Annotated in this window: 27 protein-coding genes and 1 tRNA gene; 9 read left to right on the forward strand and 19 right to left on the reverse strand. The window is 59.8% G+C overall.

What is annotated here, in order from left to right:
- Positions 1-22: 22 nt before the first annotated feature.
- The 5 genes from B7L09_RS22255 to B7L09_RS22275 form a co-directional block, all read right to left on the reverse strand.
- Positions 23-964, reverse strand: a complete 942-nt coding sequence (locus B7L09_RS22255) for a ribose-phosphate pyrophosphokinase (RefSeq protein ID WP_003208392.1) — start codon at positions 962-964, stop codon at positions 23-25.
- A 46-nt stretch (positions 965-1,010) separates the two neighbouring features.
- Positions 1,011-1,085, reverse strand: a tRNA-Gln gene (locus B7L09_RS22260).
- Between the two features lie 36 nt (positions 1,086-1,121).
- Positions 1,122-1,925 (reverse strand): 4-(cytidine 5'-diphospho)-2-C-methyl-D-erythritol kinase, encoded by an 804-nt coding sequence (gene ispE, locus B7L09_RS22265; RefSeq protein ID WP_255142422.1) that lies wholly within the window; start codon positions 1,923-1,925, stop codon positions 1,122-1,124.
- 49 nt (positions 1,926-1,974) lie between these two features.
- Positions 1,975-2,592 carry a lipoprotein insertase outer membrane protein LolB gene (lolB, locus tag B7L09_RS22270; RefSeq protein WP_094470665.1) on the reverse strand — a complete coding sequence of 206 codons (618 nt, stop codon included), beginning with the start codon at positions 2,590-2,592 and terminating at the stop codon, positions 1,975-1,977.
- Positions 2,593-2,596: 4 nt separating this feature from the next.
- Positions 2,597-4,321: a tetratricopeptide repeat protein gene (locus B7L09_RS22275; RefSeq protein WP_094470666.1), complete on the reverse strand. Its 1,725-nt coding sequence runs from the start codon at positions 4,319-4,321 to the stop codon at positions 2,597-2,599.
- A gap of 182 nt (positions 4,322-4,503) precedes the next feature.
- Between B7L09_RS22275 and hemA the strand changes: the two genes are divergently transcribed.
- The 6 genes from hemA (at position 4,504) to B7L09_RS22305 (ending at position 9,868) form a co-directional block, all read left to right on the forward strand.
- Positions 4,504-5,793, forward strand: coding sequence for a glutamyl-tRNA reductase (hemA, locus tag B7L09_RS22280; RefSeq protein ID WP_094470667.1), 1,290 nt, complete (start codon positions 4,504-4,506; stop codon positions 5,791-5,793).
- Positions 5,790-6,872 carry a peptide chain release factor 1 gene (prfA, locus tag B7L09_RS22285; protein ID WP_094470668.1) on the forward strand — a complete coding sequence of 361 codons (1,083 nt, stop codon included), beginning with the start codon at positions 5,790-5,792 and terminating at the stop codon, positions 6,870-6,872. Before hemA ends, prfA begins: the two co-directional genes overlap by 4 nt.
- Complete coding sequence (gene prmC, locus B7L09_RS22290) at positions 6,873-7,703, forward strand: peptide chain release factor N(5)-glutamine methyltransferase (protein ID WP_094470669.1); 831 nt, start codon at positions 6,873-6,875, stop codon at positions 7,701-7,703. It abuts the gene before it with no gap.
- A complete protein-coding gene (locus B7L09_RS22295) occupies positions 7,697-8,452 on the forward strand; it encodes a molybdopterin-synthase adenylyltransferase MoeB (protein WP_094470670.1) in 756 nt (251 codons plus the stop codon). Before prmC ends, B7L09_RS22295 begins: the two co-directional genes overlap by 7 nt.
- Positions 8,445-9,236, forward strand: a complete 792-nt coding sequence (gene murI / locus B7L09_RS22300; RefSeq protein WP_094470671.1) for a glutamate racemase — start codon at positions 8,445-8,447, stop codon at positions 9,234-9,236. The genes B7L09_RS22295 and murI overlap by 8 nt, the downstream gene beginning before the upstream one ends.
- 113 nt (positions 9,237-9,349) lie before the next feature.
- The gene (locus B7L09_RS22305) at positions 9,350-9,868 is read left to right on the forward strand and encodes an acyloxyacyl hydrolase (RefSeq protein ID WP_094470672.1); all 519 of its coding nucleotides are present in this window, start codon (positions 9,350-9,352) and stop codon (positions 9,866-9,868) included.
- Between the two features lie 37 nt (positions 9,869-9,905).
- On the opposite strand, the gene B7L09_RS22310 is transcribed toward B7L09_RS22305, so the two are convergent.
- The 12 genes from B7L09_RS22310 to B7L09_RS22365 form a co-directional block, all read right to left on the reverse strand.
- A complete protein-coding gene (locus B7L09_RS22310; RefSeq protein WP_094470673.1) occupies positions 9,906-10,211 on the reverse strand; it encodes a YkgJ family cysteine cluster protein in 306 nt (101 codons plus the stop codon).
- A gap of 34 nt (positions 10,212-10,245) precedes the next feature.
- Positions 10,246-10,767 carry a DUF2878 domain-containing protein gene (locus B7L09_RS22315; RefSeq protein ID WP_094470674.1) on the reverse strand — a complete coding sequence of 174 codons (522 nt, stop codon included), beginning with the start codon at positions 10,765-10,767 and terminating at the stop codon, positions 10,246-10,248.
- Positions 10,760-12,031: an SAM-dependent methyltransferase gene (locus B7L09_RS22320; protein ID WP_094470675.1), complete on the reverse strand. Its 1,272-nt coding sequence runs from the start codon at positions 12,029-12,031 to the stop codon at positions 10,760-10,762. Before B7L09_RS22320 ends, B7L09_RS22315 begins: the two co-directional genes overlap by 8 nt.
- Positions 12,018-12,833 carry a DUF1365 domain-containing protein gene (locus B7L09_RS22325; protein ID WP_094470676.1) on the reverse strand — a complete coding sequence of 272 codons (816 nt, stop codon included), beginning with the start codon at positions 12,831-12,833 and terminating at the stop codon, positions 12,018-12,020. Before B7L09_RS22325 ends, B7L09_RS22320 begins: the two co-directional genes overlap by 14 nt.
- Entirely contained in the window at positions 12,830-14,077 is a 1,248-nt protein-coding gene (locus B7L09_RS22330) for an NAD(P)/FAD-dependent oxidoreductase (RefSeq protein WP_094470677.1), read from the reverse strand. The genes B7L09_RS22325 and B7L09_RS22330 overlap by 4 nt, the downstream gene beginning before the upstream one ends.
- Positions 14,074-14,856, reverse strand: a complete 783-nt coding sequence (locus B7L09_RS22335; RefSeq protein ID WP_094470678.1) for an SDR family NAD(P)-dependent oxidoreductase — start codon at positions 14,854-14,856, stop codon at positions 14,074-14,076. The genes B7L09_RS22330 and B7L09_RS22335 overlap by 4 nt, the downstream gene beginning before the upstream one ends.
- Complete coding sequence (locus B7L09_RS22340) at positions 14,853-15,275, reverse strand: nuclear transport factor 2 family protein (RefSeq protein ID WP_094470679.1); 423 nt, start codon at positions 15,273-15,275, stop codon at positions 14,853-14,855. Before B7L09_RS22340 ends, B7L09_RS22335 begins: the two co-directional genes overlap by 4 nt.
- Positions 15,268-16,713, reverse strand: coding sequence for a deoxyribodipyrimidine photo-lyase (gene phrB, locus B7L09_RS22345; protein ID WP_094470689.1), 1,446 nt, complete (start codon positions 16,711-16,713; stop codon positions 15,268-15,270). Before phrB ends, B7L09_RS22340 begins: the two co-directional genes overlap by 8 nt.
- Positions 16,714-16,724: 11 nt before the next feature.
- The gene (locus tag B7L09_RS22350) at positions 16,725-17,666 is read right to left on the reverse strand and encodes a MerR family transcriptional regulator (protein ID WP_094470680.1); all 942 of its coding nucleotides are present in this window, start codon (positions 17,664-17,666) and stop codon (positions 16,725-16,727) included.
- Positions 17,666-18,628 (reverse strand): YbgA family protein, encoded by a 963-nt coding sequence (locus tag B7L09_RS22355; RefSeq protein ID WP_094470681.1) that lies wholly within the window; start codon positions 18,626-18,628, stop codon positions 17,666-17,668. Before B7L09_RS22355 ends, B7L09_RS22350 begins: the two co-directional genes overlap by 1 nt.
- A gap of 215 nt (positions 18,629-18,843) precedes the next feature.
- Positions 18,844-19,059 (reverse strand): TIGR02450 family Trp-rich protein, encoded by a 216-nt coding sequence (locus tag B7L09_RS22360; protein WP_094470682.1) that lies wholly within the window; start codon positions 19,057-19,059, stop codon positions 18,844-18,846.
- Positions 19,056-20,042: an NAD(P)/FAD-dependent oxidoreductase gene (locus B7L09_RS22365; RefSeq protein ID WP_094470683.1), complete on the reverse strand. Its 987-nt coding sequence runs from the start codon at positions 20,040-20,042 to the stop codon at positions 19,056-19,058. Before B7L09_RS22365 ends, B7L09_RS22360 begins: the two co-directional genes overlap by 4 nt.
- Before the next feature lie 198 nt (positions 20,043-20,240).
- Here B7L09_RS22365 and B7L09_RS22370 point away from each other — a divergent pair, with 198 nt between their 5' ends.
- Positions 20,241-21,143, forward strand: a complete 903-nt coding sequence (locus B7L09_RS22370) for a TIGR01777 family oxidoreductase (RefSeq protein WP_094470684.1) — start codon at positions 20,241-20,243, stop codon at positions 21,141-21,143.
- 13 nt (positions 21,144-21,156) lie between these two features.
- Positions 21,157-22,182, forward strand: a complete 1,026-nt coding sequence (gene hemH, locus B7L09_RS22375; protein ID WP_094470685.1) for a ferrochelatase — start codon at positions 21,157-21,159, stop codon at positions 22,180-22,182.
- A 105-nt stretch (positions 22,183-22,287) separates the two neighbouring features.
- Here the strand turns inward: hemH and B7L09_RS22380 are convergent, their stop codons facing one another.
- Together B7L09_RS22380 and upp are read right to left on the reverse strand one after the other, a co-directional pair.
- Positions 22,288-23,562, reverse strand: coding sequence for a uracil-xanthine permease family protein (locus B7L09_RS22380; RefSeq protein ID WP_094470686.1), 1,275 nt, complete (start codon positions 23,560-23,562; stop codon positions 22,288-22,290).
- A 2-nt stretch (positions 23,563-23,564) separates the two neighbouring features.
- A complete protein-coding gene (gene upp / locus B7L09_RS22385) occupies positions 23,565-24,203 on the reverse strand; it encodes a uracil phosphoribosyltransferase (protein WP_094470687.1) in 639 nt (212 codons plus the stop codon).
- A 175-nt stretch (positions 24,204-24,378) separates the two neighbouring features.
- Here upp and B7L09_RS22390 point away from each other — a divergent pair, with 175 nt between their 5' ends.
- Positions 24,379-24,936 carry a hypoxanthine-guanine phosphoribosyltransferase gene (locus B7L09_RS22390; protein ID WP_094470688.1) on the forward strand — a complete coding sequence of 186 codons (558 nt, stop codon included), beginning with the start codon at positions 24,379-24,381 and terminating at the stop codon, positions 24,934-24,936.
- Position 24,937 lies beyond the last annotated feature (1 nt).

Raw genomic sequence — 24,937 nt, forward strand, 5'->3', positions numbered from 1 at the left:
GATGTTTCGTAAGGGCTGACCCTTAACGGAACATCGCGCTGATCGATTCTTCGTTGCTGATGCGGCGAACCGCTTCGGCAACTACCGGTGCGATATCCAATTGACGGATACGCGAACAGGCTTGAGCTGCTGCGGACAACGGGATGGTGTTAGTCACCACCAGTTCGTCCAGCATGGAGTTCTCGATGTTCTCGATCGCTCGGCCCGACAGCACAGGGTGTGTGCAGTAGGCGAAGACTTTTGCAGCACCGTGCTCTTTCAAGGCTTTGGCCGCGTGGCACAGAGTGCCGGCGGTGTCGACCATGTCATCAACCAGAATACAGGTACGCCCTTCGACATCACCGATGATATGCATCACTTCGGAGTGATTAGCTTTTTCACGGCGTTTGTCGATGATCCCGAGATCCACGCCCAAGGATTTGGCAACAGCCCGTGCACGCACGACGCCACCAATGTCCGGGGACACGATCATCAGGTTTTCAAAGCGCTGATCTTCGATGTCATCCACCAATACTGGGGAGCCGTAGATGTTATCTACCGGAATATCGAAGAACCCCTGGATTTGGTCAGCGTGCAGGTCAACCGTGAGAACACGGTCGATGCCTACCACGGTCAGCATGTCAGCGACGACTTTCGCGCTGATAGCCACACGTGCGGAACGCGGACGGCGATCCTGACGGGCATAACCAAAGTAAGGGATTACAGCTGTGATTCGAGTCGCTGAGGAGCGGCGGAAGGCATCAGCCATCACGACGAGTTCCATCAGGTTATCGTTGGTCGGAGCGCAAGTCGGCTGAATAATGAAGACGTCTTTACCGCGGACGTTTTCATTGATCTCGGCTGTAATTTCGCCGTCGGAGAACTTACCGACAGAGATGTCACCGAGAGGGATATGCAGCTGACGTACGACACGTCGAGCCAGATCGGGGTTAGCGTTCCCCGTAAAGACCATCATCTTGGACACGCGCAGTACCTAGAGGCTGAGGGTAACCTGGATGAGTATTAGAAAATGGCAGGGGCGGCTGGATTCGAACCAACGCATGGCAGGATCAAAACCTGCTGCCTTACCGCTTGGCGACGCCCCTGTATTTGTTGCAACGAGTACCCAGTACTCGGTTCCTTTAGAGCAGACTTTGCAGCTTGCGATGCAACATCGAAACGTTGCTTCCCTTTGCTACAAACCCTGTAAGGGTCTCTGTAAGAAGGGCCGAGACTTTATCAGCTTCAGCTTTGTTTGGGAAGCCCCCAAACACACAACTTCCAGTTCCGGTTAATTTTGCTTCGGTAAATTTACCTAACAAATTCAAAGCGTTACGTACATCTGGATAACGCCTTGCTACAACCGGTAAGCAGTCATTTCGACTGTTTCCCTTGGGAACGGGGCGCACTTTAATGGGAGGAGAGTTACGTGTCAACAGTGGATCTGAAAAAATTTCTGCTGTACTTACAGATACTTGCGGCACAAGCACGAGATACCACGGTTCTTCGGGGTCTACAGGGGTGAGTTTCTCCCCTACGCCCTCGGCGAAAGCCGCGTGCCCATGCACGAAAACCGGGACGTCGGCGCCCAGTGTCAGGCCCAGCGNGGCCAGTCGATCCTCATCCCAACCCAGTTGCCAGAGATGATTGAGGCCGAGCAAAGTCGTCGCGGCATTTGAACTGCCGCCACCGATTCCACCGCCCATGGGCAGGATTTTTTCGATCCAGATGTCGATGCCGAGCGGGCAGCCGGATTGCTCTTGGATTTTTTTCGCGGCTCTCACGATCAGATTGCTGTCGTGGGGCACGCCNTCGAATTCGGTATGCAGCCGAATCACGCCGTCGTCGCGCACGGCGAAGGTGATTTCATCGCCGTAATCAAGAAACTGAAAAATTGTCTGCAACTCGTGATAACCGTCTTCACGGCGGCCGAGGATGTGCAGCATCAGATTGAGTTTGGCTGGGGAGGGCAGGGTCAATGTGGCGACGGTCACGTTATTGCCCCAGCTTGCGCGGTTGCCATTCCTTGATCACCAACGTGACGTCAAGGTCGGTGCCATGCAGTTTGATCCGCTCGGGCAGCCAATAGCCGTTTTGCTCGGCATAACTGAGGTATTCCACTTGCCAGCCGTCCTGCTCGAGATTGGCCAGCCGACTGTCGGCATCCAGGGTCAGGCGACTTTTGCTGTCCGGGGCCGGAAGCCCGCGAACCCACCAAGCCAGATTGGACACCGGCAGCTTCCAGCCGAGCTGTTCTTCAACCAGCGCTTCGGGCGTCGTGGCGTCAAAACGGCCCTGATTGGCCACTTCCAGCGAGACTTTGCCAGGGCGACCGGTCAGGCGAGCCGCGCCGCGACCCAGCGGGCCGGAAAGGCGGATGTCGTAGTAGTCCTGTCGCTGCAGCCAGNACAGCGTGCCGCTACCCGAATCCTTGGGTGCGCGGATGCCGATCTTGCCGTTGATCTGCCAGCCATCGAGGCCGGTCAGCTGTTGTTTGTACTCGCGCCATTGGGCCGGGTTGCCTTGGCCCTGGACCGATTCGCGGGCGCCGAAGCCCGCGCAACCGGCGAGCAAGGCGATGAAACTGAAAACAATGACGTGGCGCAAAAACATAAATTTAAAGGGTCTCAGATCCGGTCAGGCGCTTGATGGTGCCGCGCAGGATGGGGCTTTCGGGTTGTTCCTTGAGGAATTTTTCCCAGATTTGTCGCGCTTCGCGTTGTTTGCCATTGGCCCAGAGCACTTCGCCCAGGTGAGCGGCGACTTCCTGATCGGGAAAACGATCCAGGGCCTGACGCAGATAGCGCTCGGCTTCATCGAGATTGCCCAGGCGGAAGTGCACCCAGCCGAGGCTGTCGAGTACCGCCGGGTCTTCCGGGTTGAGCTTGTGGGCGTGCTCGATCAGCGCCTTGGCTTCGGCGTATCGCGTAGTACGGTCAGACAGGGTGTAACCCAAGGCGTTCAGCGCCATGGCGTTGTCCGGGTCGCGCTTGATGATCAGGCGCAGGTCTTTCTCCATTTGCGCCAGGTCATTGCGTTTTTCCGCCTGCATGGCACGGGTGTACAGCAGGTTCAAGTCGTCCGGGTATTTTTGCAGCGCCGTTTGCAGAACCTTCCAGGCCTTGTCGGGCTGATTGTTGGCAGACAAGGTCTCGGCTTCGATCAGGTACAACTGAATCGCGTAATCGGGTTGCTCGTCGCGTTCCGTCGCCAGACGGCTTTGGGCTTCGGCGGTCTTGCCGTTGTTGATCAGAATGTCGGTCTGACGCAGTTGCGCCGGCAGATAGTCATTGCCNGGGCCNACCTGGGCGTATTCGAGCAGGGCCGCCTGTGGGTCGTTGCGCTCTTCAGCGATACGGCCGAGATTAAGATGCGCGGAGTCCACATGGCTTTCGCGCTGGATCAGCTCCTCAAGGTAACCCTTGGCCTCGTCCCAGGCCTTGGCTTCCAGGCATACCAGTGCCAGCGAGTAGCGCAATTCATCGTCGTCCGGGTATTGCTGGACCAGGTTGGCGAACTGCACTTTGGCGTCGTCCATGCGGTCCTGTTCAACCAGCATGCGTGCATAGGTCAGACGCAGGCGTTTGTCGTCCGGGTATTTCTTGATGCTTTTTTGCAGCAGCGGCAAGGCTTCATCGCCACGGTTGAGCCCTTGCAGCAGGCGCGCGCGCAGCAGGATCGGGGCAATTTCGCCGTCGTCCGGCGGATTGTCTTCCAGCAAGGTCAGCGCGCCTTTGACGTCACCGTCCTGTTGCAGCAGCAAGGCCTTGCCGAAAATCAACTGGCTGTTCTTCGGATGTTTTTGCAGCAGGCGGTCGAAACTCTTCATCAGGCCATTGCGAGTGTCCTGGTCGGTGTCGGCAGCCGACAGCGCGAGGAAGTCGAAATGCGTGTCGCCCTTGCCCTGCAGGACTTTCTCCATATAGACCATGGAGTCGTCATAACGCCCGGCGCGCGCCAGTTGAACGGCAGCCGCGCGTTGCGCCTCGAGGTCGTCCGGGGCGTTTTTTGCCCAGATCAACGCGGTATCCAGGGCAGCCTGATCGGCGCCCAGGTATTCGGCAATGCGGAAAGCCCGCTCGGAGATGCCCGGATCCTGAGTGTTGATGGCCTGGGTCACGTAGTTATCCAGGGCAATATCGAAACGATTGCGCTGGCCGGCGAGTTCCGCCGTCAGCAGGCTGTAGATCGTTTCTTCATTGAACGAGGAATAAACCTTGGGCTTTTCAGGGGCGGGGGTGCTGTCTTCCACCGGCGGCGTACCGTCCGGCGACACGGGGGCCAAGGCCTGGCAGCCGCTGAGGAAGACAAAAGCAAGGAGCAACGCGGAAGATCTATTCATATAGGAAGAGGACGACTAACCTGCGGTCGGATCATCATGACACAAGCCTTCGGCCAAACATAACCGAGTCTCAGTGGGTGCCTTTATAGANGCAGGTCATTGGGACAATAGTCAGCGGTAGTTGTTCTGGCACTGTCGAAGTAGGACAATTGCCGGCTTCACGACATCATCAGCGATATTGAATGGCCTTCCTTGCACTCGGTATTAACCACAAGACTGCTTCCGTAGACGTGCGCGAGCGCGTGGCGTTTACGCCCGAGCAGTTGGTTGAGGCCTTGCAGCAGCTCTGCCGGCTCACCGACAGCCGCGAAGCTGCGATCCTTTCGACCTGCAATCGCAGTGAGCTTTATATAGAGCAGGAACATCTTTCAGCGGATGTGGTGCTGCGCTGGCTGGCCGATTATCACCATTTGGATCTCGAGGACCTGCGCGCCAGCGCGTATGTGCACGAAGAGGATGCGGCAGTTCGTCACATGATGCGCGTTGCCTCAGGGCTCGACTCGCTGGTGTTGGGCGAGCCGCAGATCCTCGGCCAGATGAAATCCGCCTACGCCGTGGCCCGCGAGGCCGGAACCGTGGGCCCGCTGCTGGGTCGCCTGTTCCAGGCCACGTTCAATTCGGCCAAGCAAGTGCGCACCGACACCGCCATCGGTGAAAACCCGGTGTCCGTAGCGTTTGCCGCTGTCAGCCTGGCCAAACAGATTTTCAGCGACTTGCAGCGCAGCCAGGCCCTGCTGATCGGCGCCGGTGAAACCATCACTTTGGTCGCCCGCCACCTGCACGACTTGGGCGTGAAGCGTATTGTGGTCGCCAACCGCACCCTGGAGCGCGCGAGCATTCTCGCCGAACAGTTCGGTGCGCATGCCGTGCTGCTCTCGGAGATCCCGGCCGAACTGGTGCGCAGCGATATCGTCATCAGCTCCACCGCCAGCCAGTTGCCGATCCTTGGCAAAGGTGCGGTCGAGAGCGCATTGAAGCTGCGCAAGCACAAGCCGATTTTCATGGTGGATATTGCCGTTCCCCGGGATATCGAGCCAGAAGTCGGCGAGTTGGACGACGTTTACCTCTATAGCGTCGACGATTTGCACGAAGTGGTCGCCGANAACCTCAAGAGTCGGCAGGGCGCTGCCCAGGCGGCGGAAGAGATGGTCTCGGTCGGCGCCGAAGATTTCATGGTCCGTCTGCGTGAGCTGGCGGCGGTGGATGTGCTCAAGGCCTATCGCCAACAAAGCGAGCGCATGCGCGACGAAGAATTGCAGAAGGCCCAGCGCATGCTGGCCAACGGCAGCAGCGCCGAAGAGGTGCTGGTGCAATTGGCGCGAGGCCTGACCAACAAACTCTTGCACGCCCCCAGCGTTCAGTTGAAAAAGCTTACTGCCGAAGGCCGCCTTGATGCGCTGGCCATGGCCCAGGAACTCTTTGCCCTCGGTGAGGGCGCGTCAGATAGCTCTTCGGATAAAAAACCGCAATGAAAGCGTCACTGCTCAATAAACTGGACGTGCTCCAGGACCGTTTCGAAGAANTGACCGCCCTGCTTGGCGATGGCGAAGTCATTTCCGATCAGAACAAATTTCGCACCTATTCCAAGGAATACGCCGAAGTTGAGCCGATTGTGGCTACCTACAAAAACCTGACGAAGGTGCAGGCCGACCTCGAAGGCGCCCAGGCGCTGCTCAAGGACAGCGACCCGGACATGCGCGAAATGGCCGTGGAAGAAGTCCGTGAAGCCAAGGACAAACTGGCCGAGCTGGAAGGCGACCTGCAGCGCATGTTGCTGCCCAAAGACCCCAACGACGGGCGCAACGTGTTCCTCGAAATCCGCGCCGGCACCGGTGGCGACGAGGCGGCGATTTTCTCCGGCGACCTGTTCCGTATGTACTCGCGCTATGCCGAGCGCCGTGGCTGGCGCGTCGAGATTCTGTCCGAGAACGAAGGCGAACACGGCGGCTATAAAGAAGTGATCGCCCGGGTTGAAGGCGACAATGTCTACGGCAAGCTGAAATTCGAATCCGGCGCGCACCGCGTGCAACGGGTTCCGGCCACCGAATCCCAAGGTCGCATCCACACCTCGGCCTGCACCGTGGCCGTGTTGCCCGAGCCGGACGAGCAGGAAGCCATCGAGATCAACCCGGCGGACTTGCGCGTCGACACGTACCGCTCTTCGGGCGCCGGTGGTCAGCACGTCAACAAGACCGACTCGGCGATCCGTATCACTCACTTGCCGTCGGGNATCGTGGTGGAGTGCCAGGAAGAACGTTCCCAGCACAAGAACCGTGCGCGGGCCATGTCCTGGCTGTCGGCCAAGCTCAACGACCAGCAGACCAGCGCCGCCGCCAACGCGATTGCCAGCGAGCGTAAGTCGCTGGTGGGTTCGGGCGACCGCTCCGAGCGCATCCGCACCTACAACTTTGCCCAGGGCCGGGTCACCGACCACCGGGTCAACCTCACCCTTTACTCCCTCGACGAGATTCTCGCCGGTGGCGTAGATGCGGTGATCGAGCCCTTGCTCGCCGAATACCAGGCCGATCAATTGGCGGCGATAGGTGAGTAAATGACGATCATTGCCAGTTTGTTGCGCGCCGCCGATTTGCCCGACTCGCCCACGGCGCGTCTGGATGCCGAATTATTGCTGGCCGCGGCCTTGGGCAAGTCCCGCAGTTTTCTGCACACCTGGCCGGAACGCATTGTGCCGAGCGAAGCGGCGCTAAAGTTTGCCGAGTACCTGCAACGTCGTCGTGGCGGTGAGCCGGTGGCCTACATTCTGGGGCAGCAAGGGTTCTGGAAGCTTGATCTGGAAGTTGCGCCGCACACGCTGATCCCGCGCCCGGATACCGAATTGCTGGTGGAAGCGGCGCTGGAATTGCTGCCGGCCACACCGGCCCANGTTCTCGACCTGGGCACCGGCAGCGGCGCCATCGCCCTGGCNNTGGCCAGCGAGCGTCCGGCGTGGAAAGTCACAGCGGTGGATCGCGTACTCGAGGCCGTGGCGCTGGCCGAACGCAATCGTCAGCGCTTGCACTTGAACAACGCCACCGTGCTGAGCAGCCATTGGTTCAGCGCCCTGGAAGGCCAGCGTTTTCAGTTGATCATCAGCAACCCGCCGTACATCGCCTCCGCCGACCCGCATCTGGTGGAAGGCGATGTGCGTTTCGAACCGGCCAGCGCCCTGGTCGCTGGCGTCGACGGGCTTGACGATCTGCGCCTGATCGTCGCCCAGGCGCCGGATTATCTGGACGCGGGTGGCTGGCTGATGCTTGAACACGGTTACGATCAAGCTGAAGCCGTTCGCGACTTGTTGCTGAGCCGCGGCTTTGAAGAAGTCCACAGCCGCACCGATCTGGGCGGTCACGAACGTATCAGCCTGGGGCGCCTGCCGTGCTGAATGATCAGGAATTGTTGCGCTACAGTCGGCAGATTCTGTTGCAACACGTCGACATCGACGGCCAGTTGCGACTGAAAGAAAGCCGCGTGTTGATCGTCGGCCTCGGCGGTCTCGGCTCACCGGTTGCGCTGTATCTGGCCGCGGCCGGTGTCGGCGAACTGCACCTGGCCGACTTCGACAGCGTCGACCTGACCAACCTGCAACGCCAGATCGTTCACGACACCGACAGCGTCGGCCTGAGCAAAGTCGATTCGGCGATCCGCCGTTTGAGCGCAATCAATCCCGAGATCCAATTGATCGCCCATCGCACCGCGCTGGACGAAGACTCCCTGGCCGCCGCCGTGGCTGCAGTGGATTTGGTGCTGGACTGCTCCGACAATTTCTCCACCCGCGAAGCGGTCAACGCTGCGTGTGTCGCCGCCGCCAAACCGCTGGTCAGCGGCGCGGCGATTCGCCTGGAAGGGCAGTTGTCGGTGTTCGACCCGCGCCGCCCGGAAAGCCCGTGCTACCACTGTTTATACGGTCACGGCAGCGAAGCCGAATTGACCTGCAGTGAGGCCGGCGTTGTCGGGCCACTGGTTGGGCTGGTGGGCAGCCTCCAGGCGCTGGAAGCCCTGAAACTGCTGGTGGGTTTCGGCGAGCCGTTGGTGGGGCGTCTGTTGCTGATCGATGCTCTGGGTTCGCGCTTCCGTGAATTGCGGGTCAAGCGTGATCCGGGCTGCAGCGTCTGTGGTTCGAAACATGCGTGAAGCGCCGATCGGCGTGTTCGACTCCGGCGTCGGTGGGCTCTCGGTGCTGGCCGAGATCCAGCGGCTGCTGCCCAACGAGTCTCTGCTGTACGTCGCCGATTGCGGGAATATTCCCTACGGCGAGAAAACTCCTGAGTTCATCCAGCAACGTTGCAGCGTGATGGCCGAATTTTTTCAGCAGCAGGGCGCGAAGGCCTTGGTACTGGCCTGCAACACGGCGACCGTTGCCGGTGTTGCGGACTTGCGGCGCGATTACCCTGAGTGGCCCATCGTCGGCATGGAGCCCGCCGTCAAGCCGGCGGCTGCCGCCACCCGCAGTGGCGTGGTCGGTGTACTCGCCACCACCGGCACCCTGCAAAGCGCCAAGTTCGCGGCGTTGCTCGATCGTTTCGCCACTGATGTTCGCGTTATCACTCAGCCGTGCCCCGGCCTGGTGGAGTTGATTGAAAACGGCGATCTGCACAGTGAGGCATTGCGTCAGTTGCTGGCCGGGTACGTCGGGCCGCTGCTCGGCGCCGGGTGCGACACAATAATTCTCGGCTGCACGCATTATCCCTTCCTAAAGCCATTGCTTAAGCAGATGATCCCCGATGACATCAGCTTGATCGACACTGGCGCCGCTGTAGCGCGGCAACTTCAGCGCCTGTTGGCCGAGCGTGAATTGCTCGCCGAGGGGCCTGTGCGTGCTGCGCAGTTCTGGACGAGTGCGGATCCGGAACATTTCAGAAATATCTTGCCGATCCTGTGGAATACCGCTGGTGTTGTGCGAAGCTTCAAGGGGTAAACAAAAACCGGGGGCAAACGGATAATTGGGCTGAACTTCTGATTAAGCGTCGACTTCTATAGCGGTGAGCAACAAAAAAACCTTACGAAATCGTTCGGAAAAGGATGTTTCTAATGAAGCGACTATTCTGCTTGGCCGCGATTGCGGCCGCACTGATGGGGCACAGTTTTACTGCGCAGGCAGCAGGCGTGGAGTTCGCAGTCGGCCAGACCAGCGATTCAACCATGACCTATCGACTGGGCATGCAATTCGATTGGGACAAGAGCTGGCTGCAGAGTGATATCGGTCGTTTGACCGGGTACTGGAGCGGCGCCTACACCTACTGGGACGGCGACGAGGCCTCCAGCAATCACAGCCTGTCGTTCTCGCCGGTACTGGTTTACGAGTTCGCCGGCCAGACCGTCAAGCCCTACGTGGAGTTGGGCGTTGGCGTCGCGGTGTTCGCCAATACCGAAGTCGAAAACAATCAACTTGGCAGTGCCTTTCAGTTTGAAGACCGGTTCGGTTTTGGCCTGCGTTTTACCGGCGGACATGAAGTCGGCATTCGTGCGACGCACTATTCCAATGCCGGGATCAGTAGCCCGAACGACGGTGTAGAAAGTTACGCGCTGCACTACACGATGCCGTTGTAAACACACTACCTGTGGNAGGGGCCAATTTTTTTCTCGATCAGCGATACGCCGTGCTAATCCCCTGGCGTTCATCAATGCATTCCGGTGCGCCCATCTCGAATTCCCGACAGATCAGCGGGCGTCGCTCGTAAATCGTGCACATCATCGTGTCCCGATCCAGCGCCGCGCACCAGCCGTCATCCAGGCGCAGCATCACTTCGCCGCCCCAATCGTCGGTATCGATATAACGCTCCGGCACGCCCGTGTCGGTGATCAGCATGACTTCCAGCTGGCAGCAACAGGCCGCGCACGTCGAGCAGGTGACGGCGGGTTCGGTGATTTGCGTGTGGGGAATGGTTTTCATGGCGGGCAGTGTAAGGCAGTGCGCCCTGGCTGTGTTAAAGGCCTGACGGACGCTTGACCGCAATGTCCGCCGCCAGCCGTTGAGCCATGAAATGCAGGGTGGGAAACAGCACGGCCCAGAGCAGGCTGATGCCCAGCAGCGTGGGCACCTGACCGTAAGGAAACTGCACGCCGGCCAGTTGTCCACCGGCGTAATACGACAACGGCCCACCCACGGCGCCCAGCAGGCTGCCGAGCCACCAAGGTGTGGCGGTCCATTGCAGGCAGTGGCGCAAAGTGGTTGCCAGTAACGCCCACAACAGCATCAGCCACAGCGGGATCAAGGGCGCGACGTCGGCGAAATCGAACACACCAAGCCAGCGCAACGAACTGTCGACGGTGGTGCCCAGCAGCACAACGCTGAGAATCAGTCGGCCTTCATCCGCCCAGCGACTTATCCACAGCAGATGAATCACCAGTGCCGCCAACGCCACCAGCAACCATAAACTGTCGCCGCCCATCACACAGGCAAACCAGCCGAGCTGAAACAGTGCGGCATTGGCCAAACGCTCACGCATCGAAGCGCCCCAGCAGCGGCGCGGGCATTGCCGACGGTTTGGCCAGCAGCATTTGCGCGGTGCCAATGGTGCGCTCCAGAAATCCCCCTTCGCAGTAGCACAGATAAAACTCCCACAACCGCAGGAAATANTCATCGTAGCCCAGCTCTGCGAGGCGGCCATGGGCGCGACGAAAGTTCTCATGCCACAGGCGCAAGGTTTTCGCGTAGTGCAGGCCGAAGTCCTCCATGTGCAGCAGGTTCATGTCGGTGTCGCGGCTGACGATGTGCAGCATGTTCTGCACACAGGGCAGGGCGCCACCAGGAAAAATGTAACGCTGAATGAAGTCGACGCTGCCCTTGGCCTGTTCGTAGCGCTGTTCGCGGATGGTGATCGCCTGCAACAGCATCAAGCCGTTGCTTTTGAGCAACTGCGCGCACTGCTTGAAGTAGGTCGGCAGGAAGCGATGGCCCACCGCTTCGATCATCTCGATGGACACCAGCTTGTCGTACTGCCCGGTGAGGTCGCGGTAATCCTTGAGCAGCAGCGTGACCTGGTCTTGCAGGCCAAGGGCTTCGATGCGTTGGGCGGTGAACGCGTACTGTTCTTTGGAAAGCGTGGTGGTGGTGACCTTGCAGCCGTAATGCTGCGCCGCGTACAACGCCATGCTGCCCCAGCCGGTGCCGATTTCCAGCAAATGGTCACTGGGTTTGAGCGCGAGTTTCTGGCAGATCCGTTCAAGCTTGTTCAACTGTGCCTGTTCCAGGCTGTCTTCGTCCGTCAGGAACTGCGCGGCGGAATACATCATGGTCGGGTCGAGGAATTCTTCGAACAGGTCGTTGCCCAGGTCGTAGTGGGCGGCGATGTTTTTCTGCGAACCCTTGCGCGTGTTGCGATTGAGCCAGTGCAGCGCTTGAACGAAGGGGCGGCCGAGTTTCGCCAGGCCACCTTCCAGCGCATCCAGTACCTCAAGGTTGCTGACAAACACGCGAACCACCGCGGTCAGGTCCGGTGAACTCCAATAACCGTGGATAAACGCTTCGCCAGCGCCGATCGAGCCGTTACCCGCCACCAGTCCCCACGCGGCCGCGTCGAGGATAAGGATCTCCCCGATCAATGGGCTGCCTGCAGTTCCGAAGACATGCCGTTCGCCGTTTTCGACGACCACCAATTGTCCATGTTTGAGCTGCGTCAGTTGCCGCAGTACACCACGGCGCAGCAACGATCCGGTCAGGCCGTTGGTGCTGAGCAGATTGACTTTGGCCGAGGCGCTAGAGGATTTCATGATGGTGATCCTTGGGAGGAACGATGGCGGTTTGAACGCTGCCATCGGCAGCCTGATGAGCAAATATCGGTGCGCGCTTGAGCAGTAGGCGCAGGGCCTGCCAATAGATCGCCAGGCAGGTTTTCGCCGTCATCCATGGAAAGCGCCGCAAGTAACGGTGCAGGCTGGTGCGATCCAGTGCCTGGCGTTTCAGGTTGAGCGTGGCGTCAAACAGTTTCAGTTCGCCCTGCCAGTCCGCCATGTGCACGCCGAGCTTNTTGGCGGCGGGGCTGAAGCTCATGCGGTATTCCAGGTCGCGCGGCAAAAACGGCGAGACGTGAAACGCCTTCGCCACCGCGAAATGCTGATGGAAATCGCCCAGATTCACCGGGGCCTTGGCCGGCAATACATAGTGATGACGCTCGCGCCACGGGGTGTTGGTGACTTCGCAAAGAATCGCCGCCAGTTGCCCGTCAGCCTCATGGCAGTAGAAAAAACTCACCGGGTTGAACGACACGCCCCAACTGCGCGGCTGGGTCAGCAGGCAGATCGAACCTTGGGGCGCATGACCGATGGCCTCGCCGACGAGCTGGCGCACCGCGTCAATCAGGCGCATGCCGCTGCCGGTATAGGCCTTGAGGTAATCGCTCTCGCGAAACGAGAACGCTGCGAAGCGACTGTTGCCCGAGAACGGCGACAGGCCGAGCACGGCCTCCTGTTCGTCGAGGTCCAGGTACAACAGACCGATCCGGTAACGGAAGGCATGNGNCTTGGGCGCAAACCGGCGATGGGCGATCCAGCCGCTGTACAGGGCGCTGTTCACAGGGTTTCTCCAAAGGCTTGGGCCACGCGCAATGCGCTGACCACGCCATCTTCATGGAAACCGTTGGCCCAGTAAGCGCCGCAATAAAAAGTGTGTTGCGCGCCGTCCAGTTCCTCCCAACGGCTTTGTGCGGCGACGGCTGCCAGGCTGAATTGCGGATGGGCGTAAGTGTATTTGGCGAGCACTTTGAAAGGGCTGATGCCGGCGCTCTGGTTGAGGCTGACGCAGAAGGTGGTGGCGCTGTCGATACCTTGCAGGATGTTCATGTCGTAGGTGACGGCGGCCTGGGTTTGCGCAGTGCCGGTCAGCCGGTAATTCCAGCTGGCCCACGCGAGTTTGCGGTCCGGCAACAGGCGCGTGTCGGTGTGCAGCACCACATCATTGTCGGCGTAGGGCAATGCGCCGAGGATCTCTTGTTCGGCCTGGCTCGGGTCGGCCAGCATGGCCAGGGCCTGATCGCTGTGGCAGGCAAACACCACTTTGTCGAATCGCTCGCTGCCGGCGGCGCTGTGGATAACGACGCCTTCCTCATCGCGCTCGACCCGGGTCACCGGGCAGTTGAGACGGATTTTCTCTTTGAAGGTTGCCGTTAAAGGCTCGATATAAGCACTCGAGCCGCCTTCGATCACCCGCCATTGCGGGCGATTGCTGACGGACAGCAGGCCGTGATTCTTGAAAAACCTGACGAAGGATTGCAGCGGAAACCCCAGCATGTCGGCCAGGGACATCGACCAGATCGCTGCGCCCATCGGCACGATGTAATGCCGGATAAAGCGTTCGCCATAGCGGCCGTTTTTCAGATAGTCGTCCAGCGTGGTGTCGGCGGCGATCCGACCCTCGGCCAGGTCACGCTGCGCTTCTTTGTTGAAGCGCTGGATGTCGCGCAACATGCCCCAGAAGCCGGGTGACAACAGATTTCGACGTTGGGCGAACAGGCTGTTGAGGTTATTGCCGTTGTATTCCAGGCCCGAGTCTGGATCCGTCACTGAAAAACTCATTTCAGTCGGCTTGGAGCCCACGCCAATCTGGCCGAGCAGACGAATGAAGTTGGGGTAGGTCCAGTCGTTGAACACGATAAAGCCGGTGTCCACNGCGTAGCGCTGGTCATCCACGGTCACGTCCACGGTGTGGGTGTGCCCGCCGATCCAGTCGCTGGCCTCGAACAGGGTGATCTCGTGCCTGCGATTGAGCAGGTAGGCGCTGGTCAGCCCTGAAATTCCGCTGCCGATGATGGCAATGTTCACGGCACATCCCGGATCGGTGGGCTGCTGCGTACCATGCGTTTGCCGATCGCCAGTTTCACGCAATTGGGCATTTTTGACAGGGGCCAGAGGGCCGCCATGAACAGCCCCGGGAAGGCAATCTCCAGGGGGCGGTTCTTGAGTTTGGCGAAGATGTGCCGGGCGGCTTTGGCAACGGGCCAACTGAGTGGCATCGGGAAATCGTTTCTCGCCGTCAGCGGTGTTTCGACAAACCCCGGGCTGACCACCGTGACTTCGATGCCTTCCGGCGCNAGGNTGATGCGCAGGGATTCGAACAGGTAGCGCAGCCCGGCTTTGGACGCGCCATAGGCTTCGGCACGTGGCATCGGCAGGTAAGTCACGGCGCTGGCCACGCCCACCAGGTGCGGTGATTGCCCGGCGCGTAACAGTGGCAGCGCGGCTTCAATGCAATAAGCGCTTGCCAGCAGGTTGGTGCGCACCACGTGCTCGACGATGGAGGCGTCAAACTGCCGGGCGTCCACGTATTCACAGGTGCCGGCGTTGAGAATCACCGTGTCCAGCGACCCCCAGGCATAGGCGATTTGTTCGCCGATTTCGCGCACCGTCTGGCTGCTGGTCAGATCGCCAGGCACGACCAGCACTTGCCCGGGATAACGCAGGGACAAGACTTTCAGCACCGCTGTGGAGCGCGCGCTCACGGCCAGATGAGCACCGGTTTTCAGTATTTCTTCGGCCAGCGAAGCGCCAATACCGCTGCTGGCGCCCGTCAACCAGTACCGCCGTGGAGGTGTAAGGCTCATCCCATTCTCCTTTTCAGCCAGGCAATCGCCCGGCCCAATACGGGTAAATGTTCGTAAAGCAGTGCCCCGGCATCGAAGTAATCCCGGTGGCGATAAACCTTGTCCCGCCAGAGCAGGTGCGAGCAGCCGTCGACGTGAATCAACTGGCCGCCGCTCAGGCGCGGATGGCGGTAACTCATGACCCAGCGCAGATAACCTTCGCCTTCACCGATCTGGTCGAAGCCATGAAAATCAAAACGCAGCTCGGTGACGTTGGCGTAGAGCTCGGCGAAATAACCGCGCAACTGTCCGAGCCCTTGCACTTCGTGCAGCGGATCGGTGAAGTGCACATCTTCGGCGTAGAGCTCATCGAGGCGTTGTAAATTGTCTTTGTTCAACTGTGCGAACTGCCCGGCAAAACGCTGCAGGAAATCACTCATGGGCGCCTCCCGCATCGTGTCGCGATGGCAGATTCTTGAACGCGGCCAATGCACGTTCGCGGGACTTACTTAGATTGACGATTGGCGATGGATAATCCGCCACGCCGAACAGACCGCCGACGTTCGCCGGGTTGTGCACATCTTTTTTGTTCAGTNCGGCCAGTTCGGGTAGCCAGTGCTTGATGAACACGCCTTCACTGTCGAATTTTTCGGACTGGCTCAGCGGGCTGAAAATTCGGAAATAGGGCGCCGAGTCGGTGCCGGTGGATGAGCTCCACTGCCAGCCGCCGTTGTTGGCCGCCAGGTCGCCGTCGATCAGGTGGCGCATGAAAAAACGCTCGCCCTCGCGCCAGTCGATCAGCAGGTTCTTGGTCAGGAACATCGCTACCACCATGCGCAGGCGGTTGTGCATCCAGCCGGTTTCCAGCAATTGGCGCATGGCCGCGTCGATGATCGGCAGGCCGGTGCGCGCTTCCTGCCAGGCGGCGAGGTCTTCCGGGGCATCGCGCCAGGCCAGGGCTTCGGTCTCNGGGCGGAAGGCGCGGTGACGCGAGACCCNTGGGTAGCCCACTAGGATNTGTTTGTAGAACTCGCGCCATAGCAACTCGTTGATCCAGGTTACCGCGCCCACCTTGCCGCTTTCGAACTCGCCTTGATTGCTGTGCAGGGCGGCGTGCAAACACTGGCGTGGGGAAATCACTCCGGCGGCGAGATAGGCGGAAAGCTGGCTGGTGCCGGGTTTGGCCGGAAAGTCGCGTTCGTCCTTATAGTAGCTGATGTGTGCGTCGGCGAAGGTGTCGAGACGGCGGCGGGCTTCAGCTTCACCGGCTGGCCAGAGCGTGCGCAGGCTGTCACTGGGCGTTTCGAACCCTTCAATGCTCGAAGGAATGTCGTCACTACTTATGGGCAGTGGACCCTGTACCGCCGGTGCTGGCACCCGTCCCGGAAGAGAGCGGTGCAGACGTTCGTAACAGACTTTGCGGAACTGACTGAAGACCTGAAAGTAAGTACCGGTCTTGGTCAGCACGGTGCCCGGTTTGAACAGCAGTTGATCGAGGTAGCTATAGAAGTCGATGCCATCGGCCTTCAACGTTTCGGCGACCGCCGTATCGCGACGGCTTTCATGAACCCCGTACTCCTCGTTGACGTGCAACGCCTCCACGTTCAACTGCTGACACAGATTGAGCAGAACTTTCGGCGCGTCATCCCAGCGAGGGGCGTGGCGAACCAAAAGGGGAATGTTCAGTTCGCCCAGCGCGTCGCTCAGTTCACCCAGATTGCGCAGCCAGAAATCCACTTTGCACGGCGCGTCATCGTGTTCCAGCCATTGCGCCGGGCTTAACAGGTACACCGCCACCGTCGGGCCGCGAGCGGCGGCAGCCGAGAGGGCGGTGTTGTCGTGCAGGCGCAAGTCGCTACGCAACCAGATCAATTGCATGGAAGTGTCCATTAAATAAGCCCACGCTTGACCAGTTCCTGGTGAGCCGATAACGGGTCCTCAGCCAGAAACAAATCAACACTCTCAGACGTTTTTGCGGACAGCTCGGCGTGGTGAATGCATACCGTTGGCCCGGCAATTATTTTTGGGCAGCTGACGCCATTCAAAAGTTTCGGCAGCTGCGAAAGATTCATGGCTTTGCTGGAATACAGCAGTATGCCGCGGGCTTGCAGGTGATCGACCGCCAGCGCGAGTTCGCCCGCCGGCAGCGGCCAGTCGAACACTTCGACCGGGCAATCGGCGCTGCTGATTAGCCACGCGGTCAGCCACAGGCAAGGTTCCAGTGGCAGGTCTGAATGGTTGATCAACAACAATGGCGCGGAGCGTAACTGACGGTTGTTATGGTAGATGCGTGCACCGAATTTGCTGCGCAGCCAGGAAAAGAAAAACACCCGCTCCATCTGCGCGCCAAACTGGCCCTGCCAGCGTTGCTCCAGTTCCGCCAGCAACGGCATCAGCAGTTGTTCGCACAAGGTGCGCGGCGGATACAGCGCCATGGCTTGATTGACGGTGTCATCCAGCGTGCGTTCATTGAGTTGGGTCACCGCTTGCAGCAGCGTTTGGCCCAGCACTTGCCAATCGTTTTCGACTGTTTCGGTAAAGGCCTGTGGGGTGTCGAGCAGTTGCTTGACCTGGCTGACGGCCACGCCGCGATTGAGCCAGGTAAGGATGGTCAAAATCCGTTGCACGTGNTCGGCGCTGAACAGCCGATGACCTTTGGGCGTGCGCTGGGGCACGATCAACCCGTAGCGTCGTTCCCAGGCACGCAGGGTCACGGCGTTCACGCCGGTCTGGCGCGCCACTTCGCGAATCGGCAACCAGCCTTCGTCCAGGGCTTTCTTGAAGTCGGCGCCGAGGTCTTCGCTGGCACTGGTGTCGATTGGGCTTTTCATTAGATGGCGTTTCGCAGGCTGAGGTTTTCCGGGTGCGGCTGAAGGTAAACCTGCTGCGCGATGTAGCGGTCCGGGTGTTGGCGAAAGTGGTGTTTGAGCAGAGTAAGGGGCACCACCAGCGGCACGATGCCGTGGCGGTACTGGCCGATGACCGTTTGCATTTCCTGCTTGTCTTCAGGGCTGATGACTTGCTTGAGATAACCGCTGATGTGCTGCAGGACGTTGGTGTGGGTGCGGCGCGTGGCGCATTTTTTCAATGCCGCCATCAGCTCGCTGAAATAACGCGGGCCGAGTTCCGCAGGATCGGTCTGGCCCATGTTGCCCAGCAGGTTGCCCAGGGTTTTGTATTGCACCGGGTTATGGGCCATCAGCAGGTATTTGTAGCGCGAGTGAAAGTCCGTGAGGCCGCGTCGTGTCACCCCCTCTCGCAATAATTGCTGCCAGGCGCTGTAGGCGAACACGCGGGTGAGGAAGTTTTCGCGCAACACCGGGTCGTTGAGGCGGCCATCTTCTTCCACCGGCAAGTCGGGGTGCAGGGCGCAGAAGGCCTGGGCGAAGATGCCGCGCCCACCTCCGTCCACCGGCGACCCGTTGGCCTGGTAGACCTTGACCCGCTCGAGCCCGCAGGAAGGGGATTTCTGCATGAAGATGTAGCCGCAGATATCGTCCAGCTCCGCAGCCATTTTCTGACCGTACTCGGCGAGCGGCGCGGTGACGTTGGTCTCGCGGTTGATGGTGCCGACTGCTTCGGGATGTTCGGGGTCGCCGATCAGGCGGATCGGTTCGCGAGGAATGCCCAGGCCAATGGCGACTTCCGGGCACACCGGTACGAACTCGAAATAGTCGGTGAGGGTTCGGCTGCACAGGCGCGATTCCTTGTGCCCGCCGTTAAAACGCACTTCCGCGCCCATCAAGCAGGCGCTGATGGCGATTTTCGGTAGAGTCGCTGGCTGTACATGCATCGGAACACCTCGAATCCAGACCTGTACAGAGTGGTAGCTCTGTACAACTTTATCTTCATCATAGATTCAAAGGTGTACAAGTCAAATTGTTTGTATAGGTTTTCGAGGGGAATGCATTCCCTTGTGGGAGCGAGCCTGCTCGCGATAGCGGTAAATCAGGCGATACAAGGGTGGCCGACACACCGCATTCGCGAGCAGGCTCGCTCCCCCAGGAACTATTTCCAGCCGAGTATCCAGCCGTCGCTATCTTTCAGCGATTGCCATGGGAGACGCTCACTGCGTTGGGTCAGCACCGCCTGCAACTCGACGTCCAGCACCGTGCCTTCCTCATCCCGGAACAGCTCGGTCACCAGAAAATGTTTTTCGCGGTTTTGCGGGTGGGCTGCTGTCCATTTCGACAGCAGCAATTTACTCGGATTGATTCTATTCACTGCAAGTGCTCATGCAACCGTCGCGCGGCTTCCTGGCCGCTGAGCCACGCACCCTCGACCCGGCCGGACAGGCACCAGTCGCCGCACACATACAAGCCCAGGTCAGCATCGGCCAGAGCCCCCCATTCGTGACTGCTGGCGGGACGGGCGTAGAGCCAGCGGTGGGCGAGGCTGAAAGTCGGGGCGGGCATGGCGCTGTGCAGTAATTCGGCGAAGGCACCGTGCAGTTGTTCGATCACCGCTTCCTTGGGCAGGTCCAGGTGCGCCTTGCTCCAGGCACTGGTGGCGTGCAGTACCCACGTGTCGAGGGTGGTGTCGCGCCCAGGTTTACTGCGGTTTCGCGCCAGCCAGTCGAGGGGGCTGTCTTGCACGAAGCAGCCTTCCATCGGTGTATCCAAAGGTTTGTCGAAGGCCAGCGCCACCGCCCAGGTCGGCTCCATTTTCACTCCGGCGGCGGCCCCGGCGAGTTTCGGTGCGGAGGCCAGCAGTGCCGTGGCTTGAGGCGCCGGTGTAGCGATCACCACGTGACTGTACGGACCATGGGTGAAGCCCTCGGCGTCTTGCAGGTGCCAGTGTTCTTCACCGCGATACACCTCGGTGATCCGGCAGGCGAAATGCACTTCCAGGTCGCCGAGCAGGCCGCGAGTGATAGCGCTCATGCGCGGTGTGCCGACCCAGCGTGTCTGTTCGTCCGGCGACAAGTTGAGCTGGCCGCCGTGGAAGGTGTAGAGCTGCGGCNTCCACTCTNCGGCCCAGCCGTTGCTTTGCCAGCGTTGCACCTCGTTGACGAAGCGCCGGTCGCGGGCGGTGAAATATTGCGCGCCCATGTCCAGCGCACCCGCATCGCTGCGCTTGCTCGACATGCGTCCGCCACTGCCGCGACTTTTATCGAAAAGTTGAACGATGTGCCCGACTTCTGTCAGGGCNNGGGCGGCGGAGAGACCGGCGATGCCGGTGCCGATGATCGCGATGGGAACAGTCATGGGAGGCCTCGTTTTACCGTTGGGTACAGACTACGCCGTGGTTTAAACCTGTACAATATTATTTTTTGGTATAACTTTTAGCGTTCTCGATCTGACAGCTTGGCCTATTGTTAAACACAGACACTGCCCGATATCAAAGATCCCTGCTTATAAAAATAGACTAGTGATCAGGGTAAAACGCCACGCGAGGAAGAAGTCATGCACATATTGCTGACCGGCGGTACTGGTTTGATAGGACGTCAACTCTGCCGACACTGGTTGAGCCAGGGACATCGACTGACTGTCTTGAGTCGCTCACCGGAAAAAGTCGCGAAAATCTGCGGTGCCCAGGTTCGTGGCATCGCGTTGCTCGAAGACCTCGGGCAAGAACCGGTGGACGCGATTATCAACCTGGCGGGCGCACCCATTGCCGACCGGCCGTGGACCACCAGACGCAAAGCCTTGCTCTGGAGCAGTCGCATCACCCTGACCGAAACCTTGCTGGCCTGGCTCGAGACCCGCCAGCAGAAACCACAGGTGTTGATCTCGGGTTCTGCCATTGGCTGGTACGGCGACAGTGGTGAGCGGGAGCTGACCGAATCGTCTCCTCCATCCATTGATGATTTCGCCAGTCAGTTGTGTATTGCCTGGGAAGAAACCGCCCAGCGTGCCGAGGCCATGGGTATTCGGGTGATTCTGATTCGAACCGGTTTGGTGCTGTCTGCCGAGGGCGGCTTTTTGTCGCGGCTGTTGCTGCCTTTCAAACTGGCGCTGGGCGGGCCGATCGGCGATGGTCGGCAGTGGATGCCGTGGGTACATATCAAAGATCAAATCGCCCTGATTGATTTTCTTCTGCACAAGGGTGACGCCAGCGGTCCTTATAATGCTTGCGCTCCGCACCCGGTGCGTAACCGCGAGTTCGCCAAGACCCTGGGCCGGGTGTTGCACCGCCCGGCGTTCATGCCGATGCCGGCCCTGGCCTTGAAAGTGTGCCTGGGCGAGTTATCACTGTTGTTGCTGGGTGGCCAGAAGGCCGTACCGGCGCGCTTGCTGGAAGCGGGTTTCACTTTCCAGTTCACCGATTTGCGCGCGGCCCTGGACGACCTGTCCAGCCGCCTCTGAAATAGGACGTTGCATGACCGATCACGCATTGCTTCTGGTTAACCTGGGTTCACCTGCCTCCACGTCGGTGGCGGATGTGCGCAGTTACCTCAATCAATTTCTGATGGATCCCTACGTGATCGACCTGCCGTGGCCGGTGCGGCGTTTGCTGGTGTCGCTGATCCTGATCAAGCGTCCGGAGCAGTCCGCGCATGCTTATGCCTCGATCTGGTGGGACGAGGGCTCGCCGCTGGTTGTCTTGAGCCGTCGCCTGCAGCAGCAAATGACGGCGCAGTGGACCCAGGGCCCGGTGGAACTGGCGATGCGTTACGGCGAGCCGTCGATTGAGACAAAACTGCTCCAGCTGGCGGCCCAGGGCCACAAAAGCATCACCCTGGCGCCGCTGTACCCGCAGTTTGCCGACAGCACCGTGACCACGGTGATTGAAGAAGCCAAACGTGTCGTGCGCGATAAAAAGCTCAAGGTGCAGTTCTCGATTCTCCAGCCGTTCTACGATCAACCGGAATACCTTGATGCCCTGGTGGCCAGTGCCAAGCCGCATTTGCAGCAGGATTACGATCACCTGTTGCTGAGCTTCCACGGTTTGCCGGAGCGGCACCTGAAGAAGATCGACCCTACCGGTCACCATTGCTTCCAAAGCGATAATTGCTGCCAGAACGCTTCGCCAGAAGTATTGGCGACCTGCTATCGCGCCCAATGCCTGCGCACGGCGTCGGAGTTTGCCAAGCGCATGGGGCTGGCGGACGGCAAGTGGTCGGTGTCGTTCCAGTCGCGTCTGGGTCGGGCCAAGTGGATCGAACCCTACACCGAGGCGCGCCTCGATGAATTGGCCGGAATGGGCGTGAAGAAAGTGCTGGTGATGTGCCCGGCGTTTGTTGCCGATTGCATCGAGACGCTTGAGGAAATCGGTGATCGTGGGAAGGAATTGTTCCGCGAGGCGGGGGGCGAGGAACTGGTGCTGGTGCCGTGCCTCAACGATGATCCGCAGTGGGCGCGGGCGTTGAGTGCCTTGTGCGAAAGGGCGCCGTTGGCGCTTTAAACTGTGGTGAGGGGGCTTGCCCCCTCACCACTGGGTGAGTCGTCNCGTTGGCGCTTTAAACTGTGGTGAGGGGGCTTGCCCCCTCACCACTGGGTGAGTCGTCTGTTACAACAACGGCTCATCCGCCTTCTTGTGCTTCCAGCTATCATTGCCCGGCAGCAGCAGGTTCAGTGCAATGGCTACCACCGCACACAGGGCAATGCCCTTGAGGCCGAAATCATCCGGACCGGTGCCGGTGCCGACCAGCACACCGCCAATCCCGAACACCAGGGTCACCGACACAATCACCAGATTGCGCGCTTCCCCAAGGTCGATCTTGTGGCGGATCAGCGTGTTCATGCCTACCGCGGCAATCGAGCCGAACAGCAGGCACAGAATCCCGCCCATTACCGGTATTGGAATGCTCTGCAGCAGTGCGCCGAACTTGCCGATAAATGCCAGGCTGATGGCAAACACCGCCGCCCAGGTCATGATTTTCGGGTTGTAGTTCTTGGTCAGCATCACTGCGCCGGTCACTTCGGCGTAGGTGGTGTTGGGCGGGCCGCCGAACAGGCCGGCTGCGGTGGTGGCAATGCCATCGCCGAGCAGGGTGCGGTGCAGGCCGGGTTTCTTCAGGTAATCACGACCGGTCACGCTGCCGACGGCAATCACCCCGCCGATATGCTCGATGGCCGGCGCCAACGCTACCGGAACGATGAACAGNATCGCCTGCCAGTTGAACTCCGGCGCGGTGAAGTGGGGCAGGGCGAACCACGGCGCAGCAGCGATTTTCGCCGTGTCGACCACGCCAAAGTAGAAGGCCATGGCAAAACCTACCAGCACACCGGAGATGATCGGCACCAGGCGGAAAATGCCTTTGCCGAATACCGCCACGATCAAGGTGGTGAGCAGCGCCGGCATCGAAATCAGCATCGCTGTCTGGTAATGGATCAGCTCACTGCCATCACCGGCTTTACCCATCGCCATATTGGCGGCAATCGGCGCCATGGCCAGGCCGATGGAAATAATCACCGGACCAATCACCACCGGTGGCAGCAGACGGTCGATGAAACCGGTGCCTTTGATCTTCACGGCCAGGCCGAGGAAGGTGTAGACGAAACCAGCCGCCATCACGCCGCCCATGGTCGCCGCGAGGCCGAACTGGCCTTTGGCGAGAATGATCGGGGTGATGAACGCAAAGCTCGACGCCAGGAACACGGGCACCTGNCGCCCTGTGACTACCTGAAACAGCAAGGTGCCAAGGCCGGCGGTAAACAGTGCAACGTTTGGATCAAGACCTGTGATCAGCGGCATCAACACCAGCGCGCCAAATGCTACGAAGAGCATTTGTGCGCCAGACAGGATCTGGCGCCAAAGCGGGTCGTTGAATTCATCCTGCATGCTCAAGCGTCCTTCTGCTTGGTGCCGAAGATCTTGTCACCGGCATCGCCCAGGCCTGGGATGATGTAACCGTGTTCGTTGAGTCTTTCATCAATGGAGGCGGTGTAGATCTGCACGTCGGGGTGCGCTTTGCCTACAGCGGCGATGCCTTCCGGGGCGGCGACCAGCACCATGGCGCGGATGTCCTTGCAACCGGCTTTTTTCAGCAAGTCGATGGTGGCAACCATGGAACTGCCGGTGGCGAGCATCGGGTCGATGATCATCGCCAGGCGCTCGTTGATTTCCGGTACGAGTTTTTCCAGGTAGGTGTGGGCCTGCAAGGTTTCTTCATTACGCGCCACGCCGACGGCGCTGACTTTGGCGCCCGGGATCAGGCTGAGTACGCCTTCGAGCATGCCGATACCGGCGCGCAGGATCGGCACCACGGTGATTTTCTTACCAGCGATTTTCTCGACCTGGACGGGACCGGCCCAACCGGGGATCTCGTAGGTTTCCAGAGGCAAATCTTTGGTAGCTTCGTAAGTGAGCAGCGCTCCGACTTCCTGAGCAAGCTCACGGAAGTTCTTCGTGCTAATGTCGGCGCGGCGCATAAGGCCGAGTTTGTGTCGGATCAGCGGGTGGCGGATCTCGCGAGTGGGCATGGGAAAGGCTCCGGCGGCGGGCAAAAAAACCGGCCTAGATTAATCTATCCGAGGGTGTTGTCCTATAGACATACAGTACGTTAGTCCACAAACGCTTGATCTGGCCTCGCTTGATGCGTACCTTTGCCCGCTTTTCCCGAACCGTCCCTCCCTTTACCATCCCCTGGAGAGCGCCATGTCCGCTGATCTCGAGCATATCCGTCAAATCATGCGCGAGGCTGACTGCCTGTACACCGAAGCTGAAGTCGAGGCGGCCATCGCCCGCGTCGGTGCACACATCAACGAACAGCTGGCTGACAGCAACCCGGTGGTGTTCTGTGTGATGAACGGCGGCCTGATCTTCGCCGGCAAATTGCTCACCCACCTGCAATTCCCGTTGGAAGCTTCCTACCTGCACGCTACCCGTTATCGCAACGAAACCACCGGCGGCGACCTGTTCTGGAAAGCCAAGCCGGAAGTCTCGTTCATTGATCGCGACGTGCTGATCATCGACGACATCCTCGATGAAGGTCACACCCTGGGCGCAATCATCGACTTCTGCAAACACGCCGGCGCACGCAAAGTGCACACCGCCGTGCTGATCGACAAAGACCACGACCGTAAGGCCCGTCCGGACCTGAAAGCCGATTACGTCGGCCTGCCGTGCATCGACCGCTACATTTTCGGTTACGGCATGGACTACAAAGGCTACTGGCGTAACGCCAATGGGATCTTCGCCGTTAAAGGGATGTAAT

The sequence above is a fragment of the Pseudomonas mandelii genome (assembly GCF_002251635.1).
Taxonomy (GTDB): domain Bacteria; phylum Pseudomonadota; class Gammaproteobacteria; order Pseudomonadales; family Pseudomonadaceae; genus Aquipseudomonas; species Aquipseudomonas mandelii_B.

Excerpts from the sequence above, each read along its gene's own strand:
- B7L09_RS22305 (WP_094470672.1), top strand. The coding sequence starts at position 9,350 with ATGAAGCGACTATTCTGCTTGGCCGCGATTGCGGCCGCACTGATGGGG.
- B7L09_RS22310 (WP_094470673.1), bottom strand. The coding sequence starts at position 10,211 with ATGAAAACCATTCCCCACACGCAAATCACCGAACCCGCCGTCACCTGC.
- murI (WP_094470671.1), top strand. The coding sequence starts at position 8,445 with ATGCGTGAAGCGCCGATCGGCGTGTTCGACTCCGGCGTCGGTGGGCTC.
- B7L09_RS22315 (WP_094470674.1), bottom strand. The coding sequence starts at position 10,767 with ATGCGTGAGCGTTTGGCCAATGCCGCACTGTTTCAGCTCGGCTGGTTT.
- hemH (WP_094470685.1), top strand. The coding sequence starts at position 21,157 with ATGACCGATCACGCATTGCTTCTGGTTAACCTGGGTTCACCTGCCTCC.
- B7L09_RS22390 (WP_094470688.1), top strand. The coding sequence starts at position 24,379 with ATGTCCGCTGATCTCGAGCATATCCGTCAAATCATGCGCGAGGCTGAC.
- B7L09_RS22340 (WP_094470679.1), bottom strand. The coding sequence starts at position 15,275 with ATGAGTGATTTCCTGCAGCGTTTTGCCGGGCAGTTCGCACAGTTGAAC.
- upp (WP_094470687.1), bottom strand. The coding sequence starts at position 24,203 with ATGCCCACTCGCGAGATCCGCCACCCGCTGATCCGACACAAACTCGGC.
- B7L09_RS22355 (WP_094470681.1), bottom strand. The coding sequence starts at position 18,628 with ATGCATGTACAGCCAGCGACTCTACCGAAAATCGCCATCAGCGCCTGC.
- B7L09_RS22370 (WP_094470684.1), top strand. The coding sequence starts at position 20,241 with ATGCACATATTGCTGACCGGCGGTACTGGTTTGATAGGACGTCAACTC.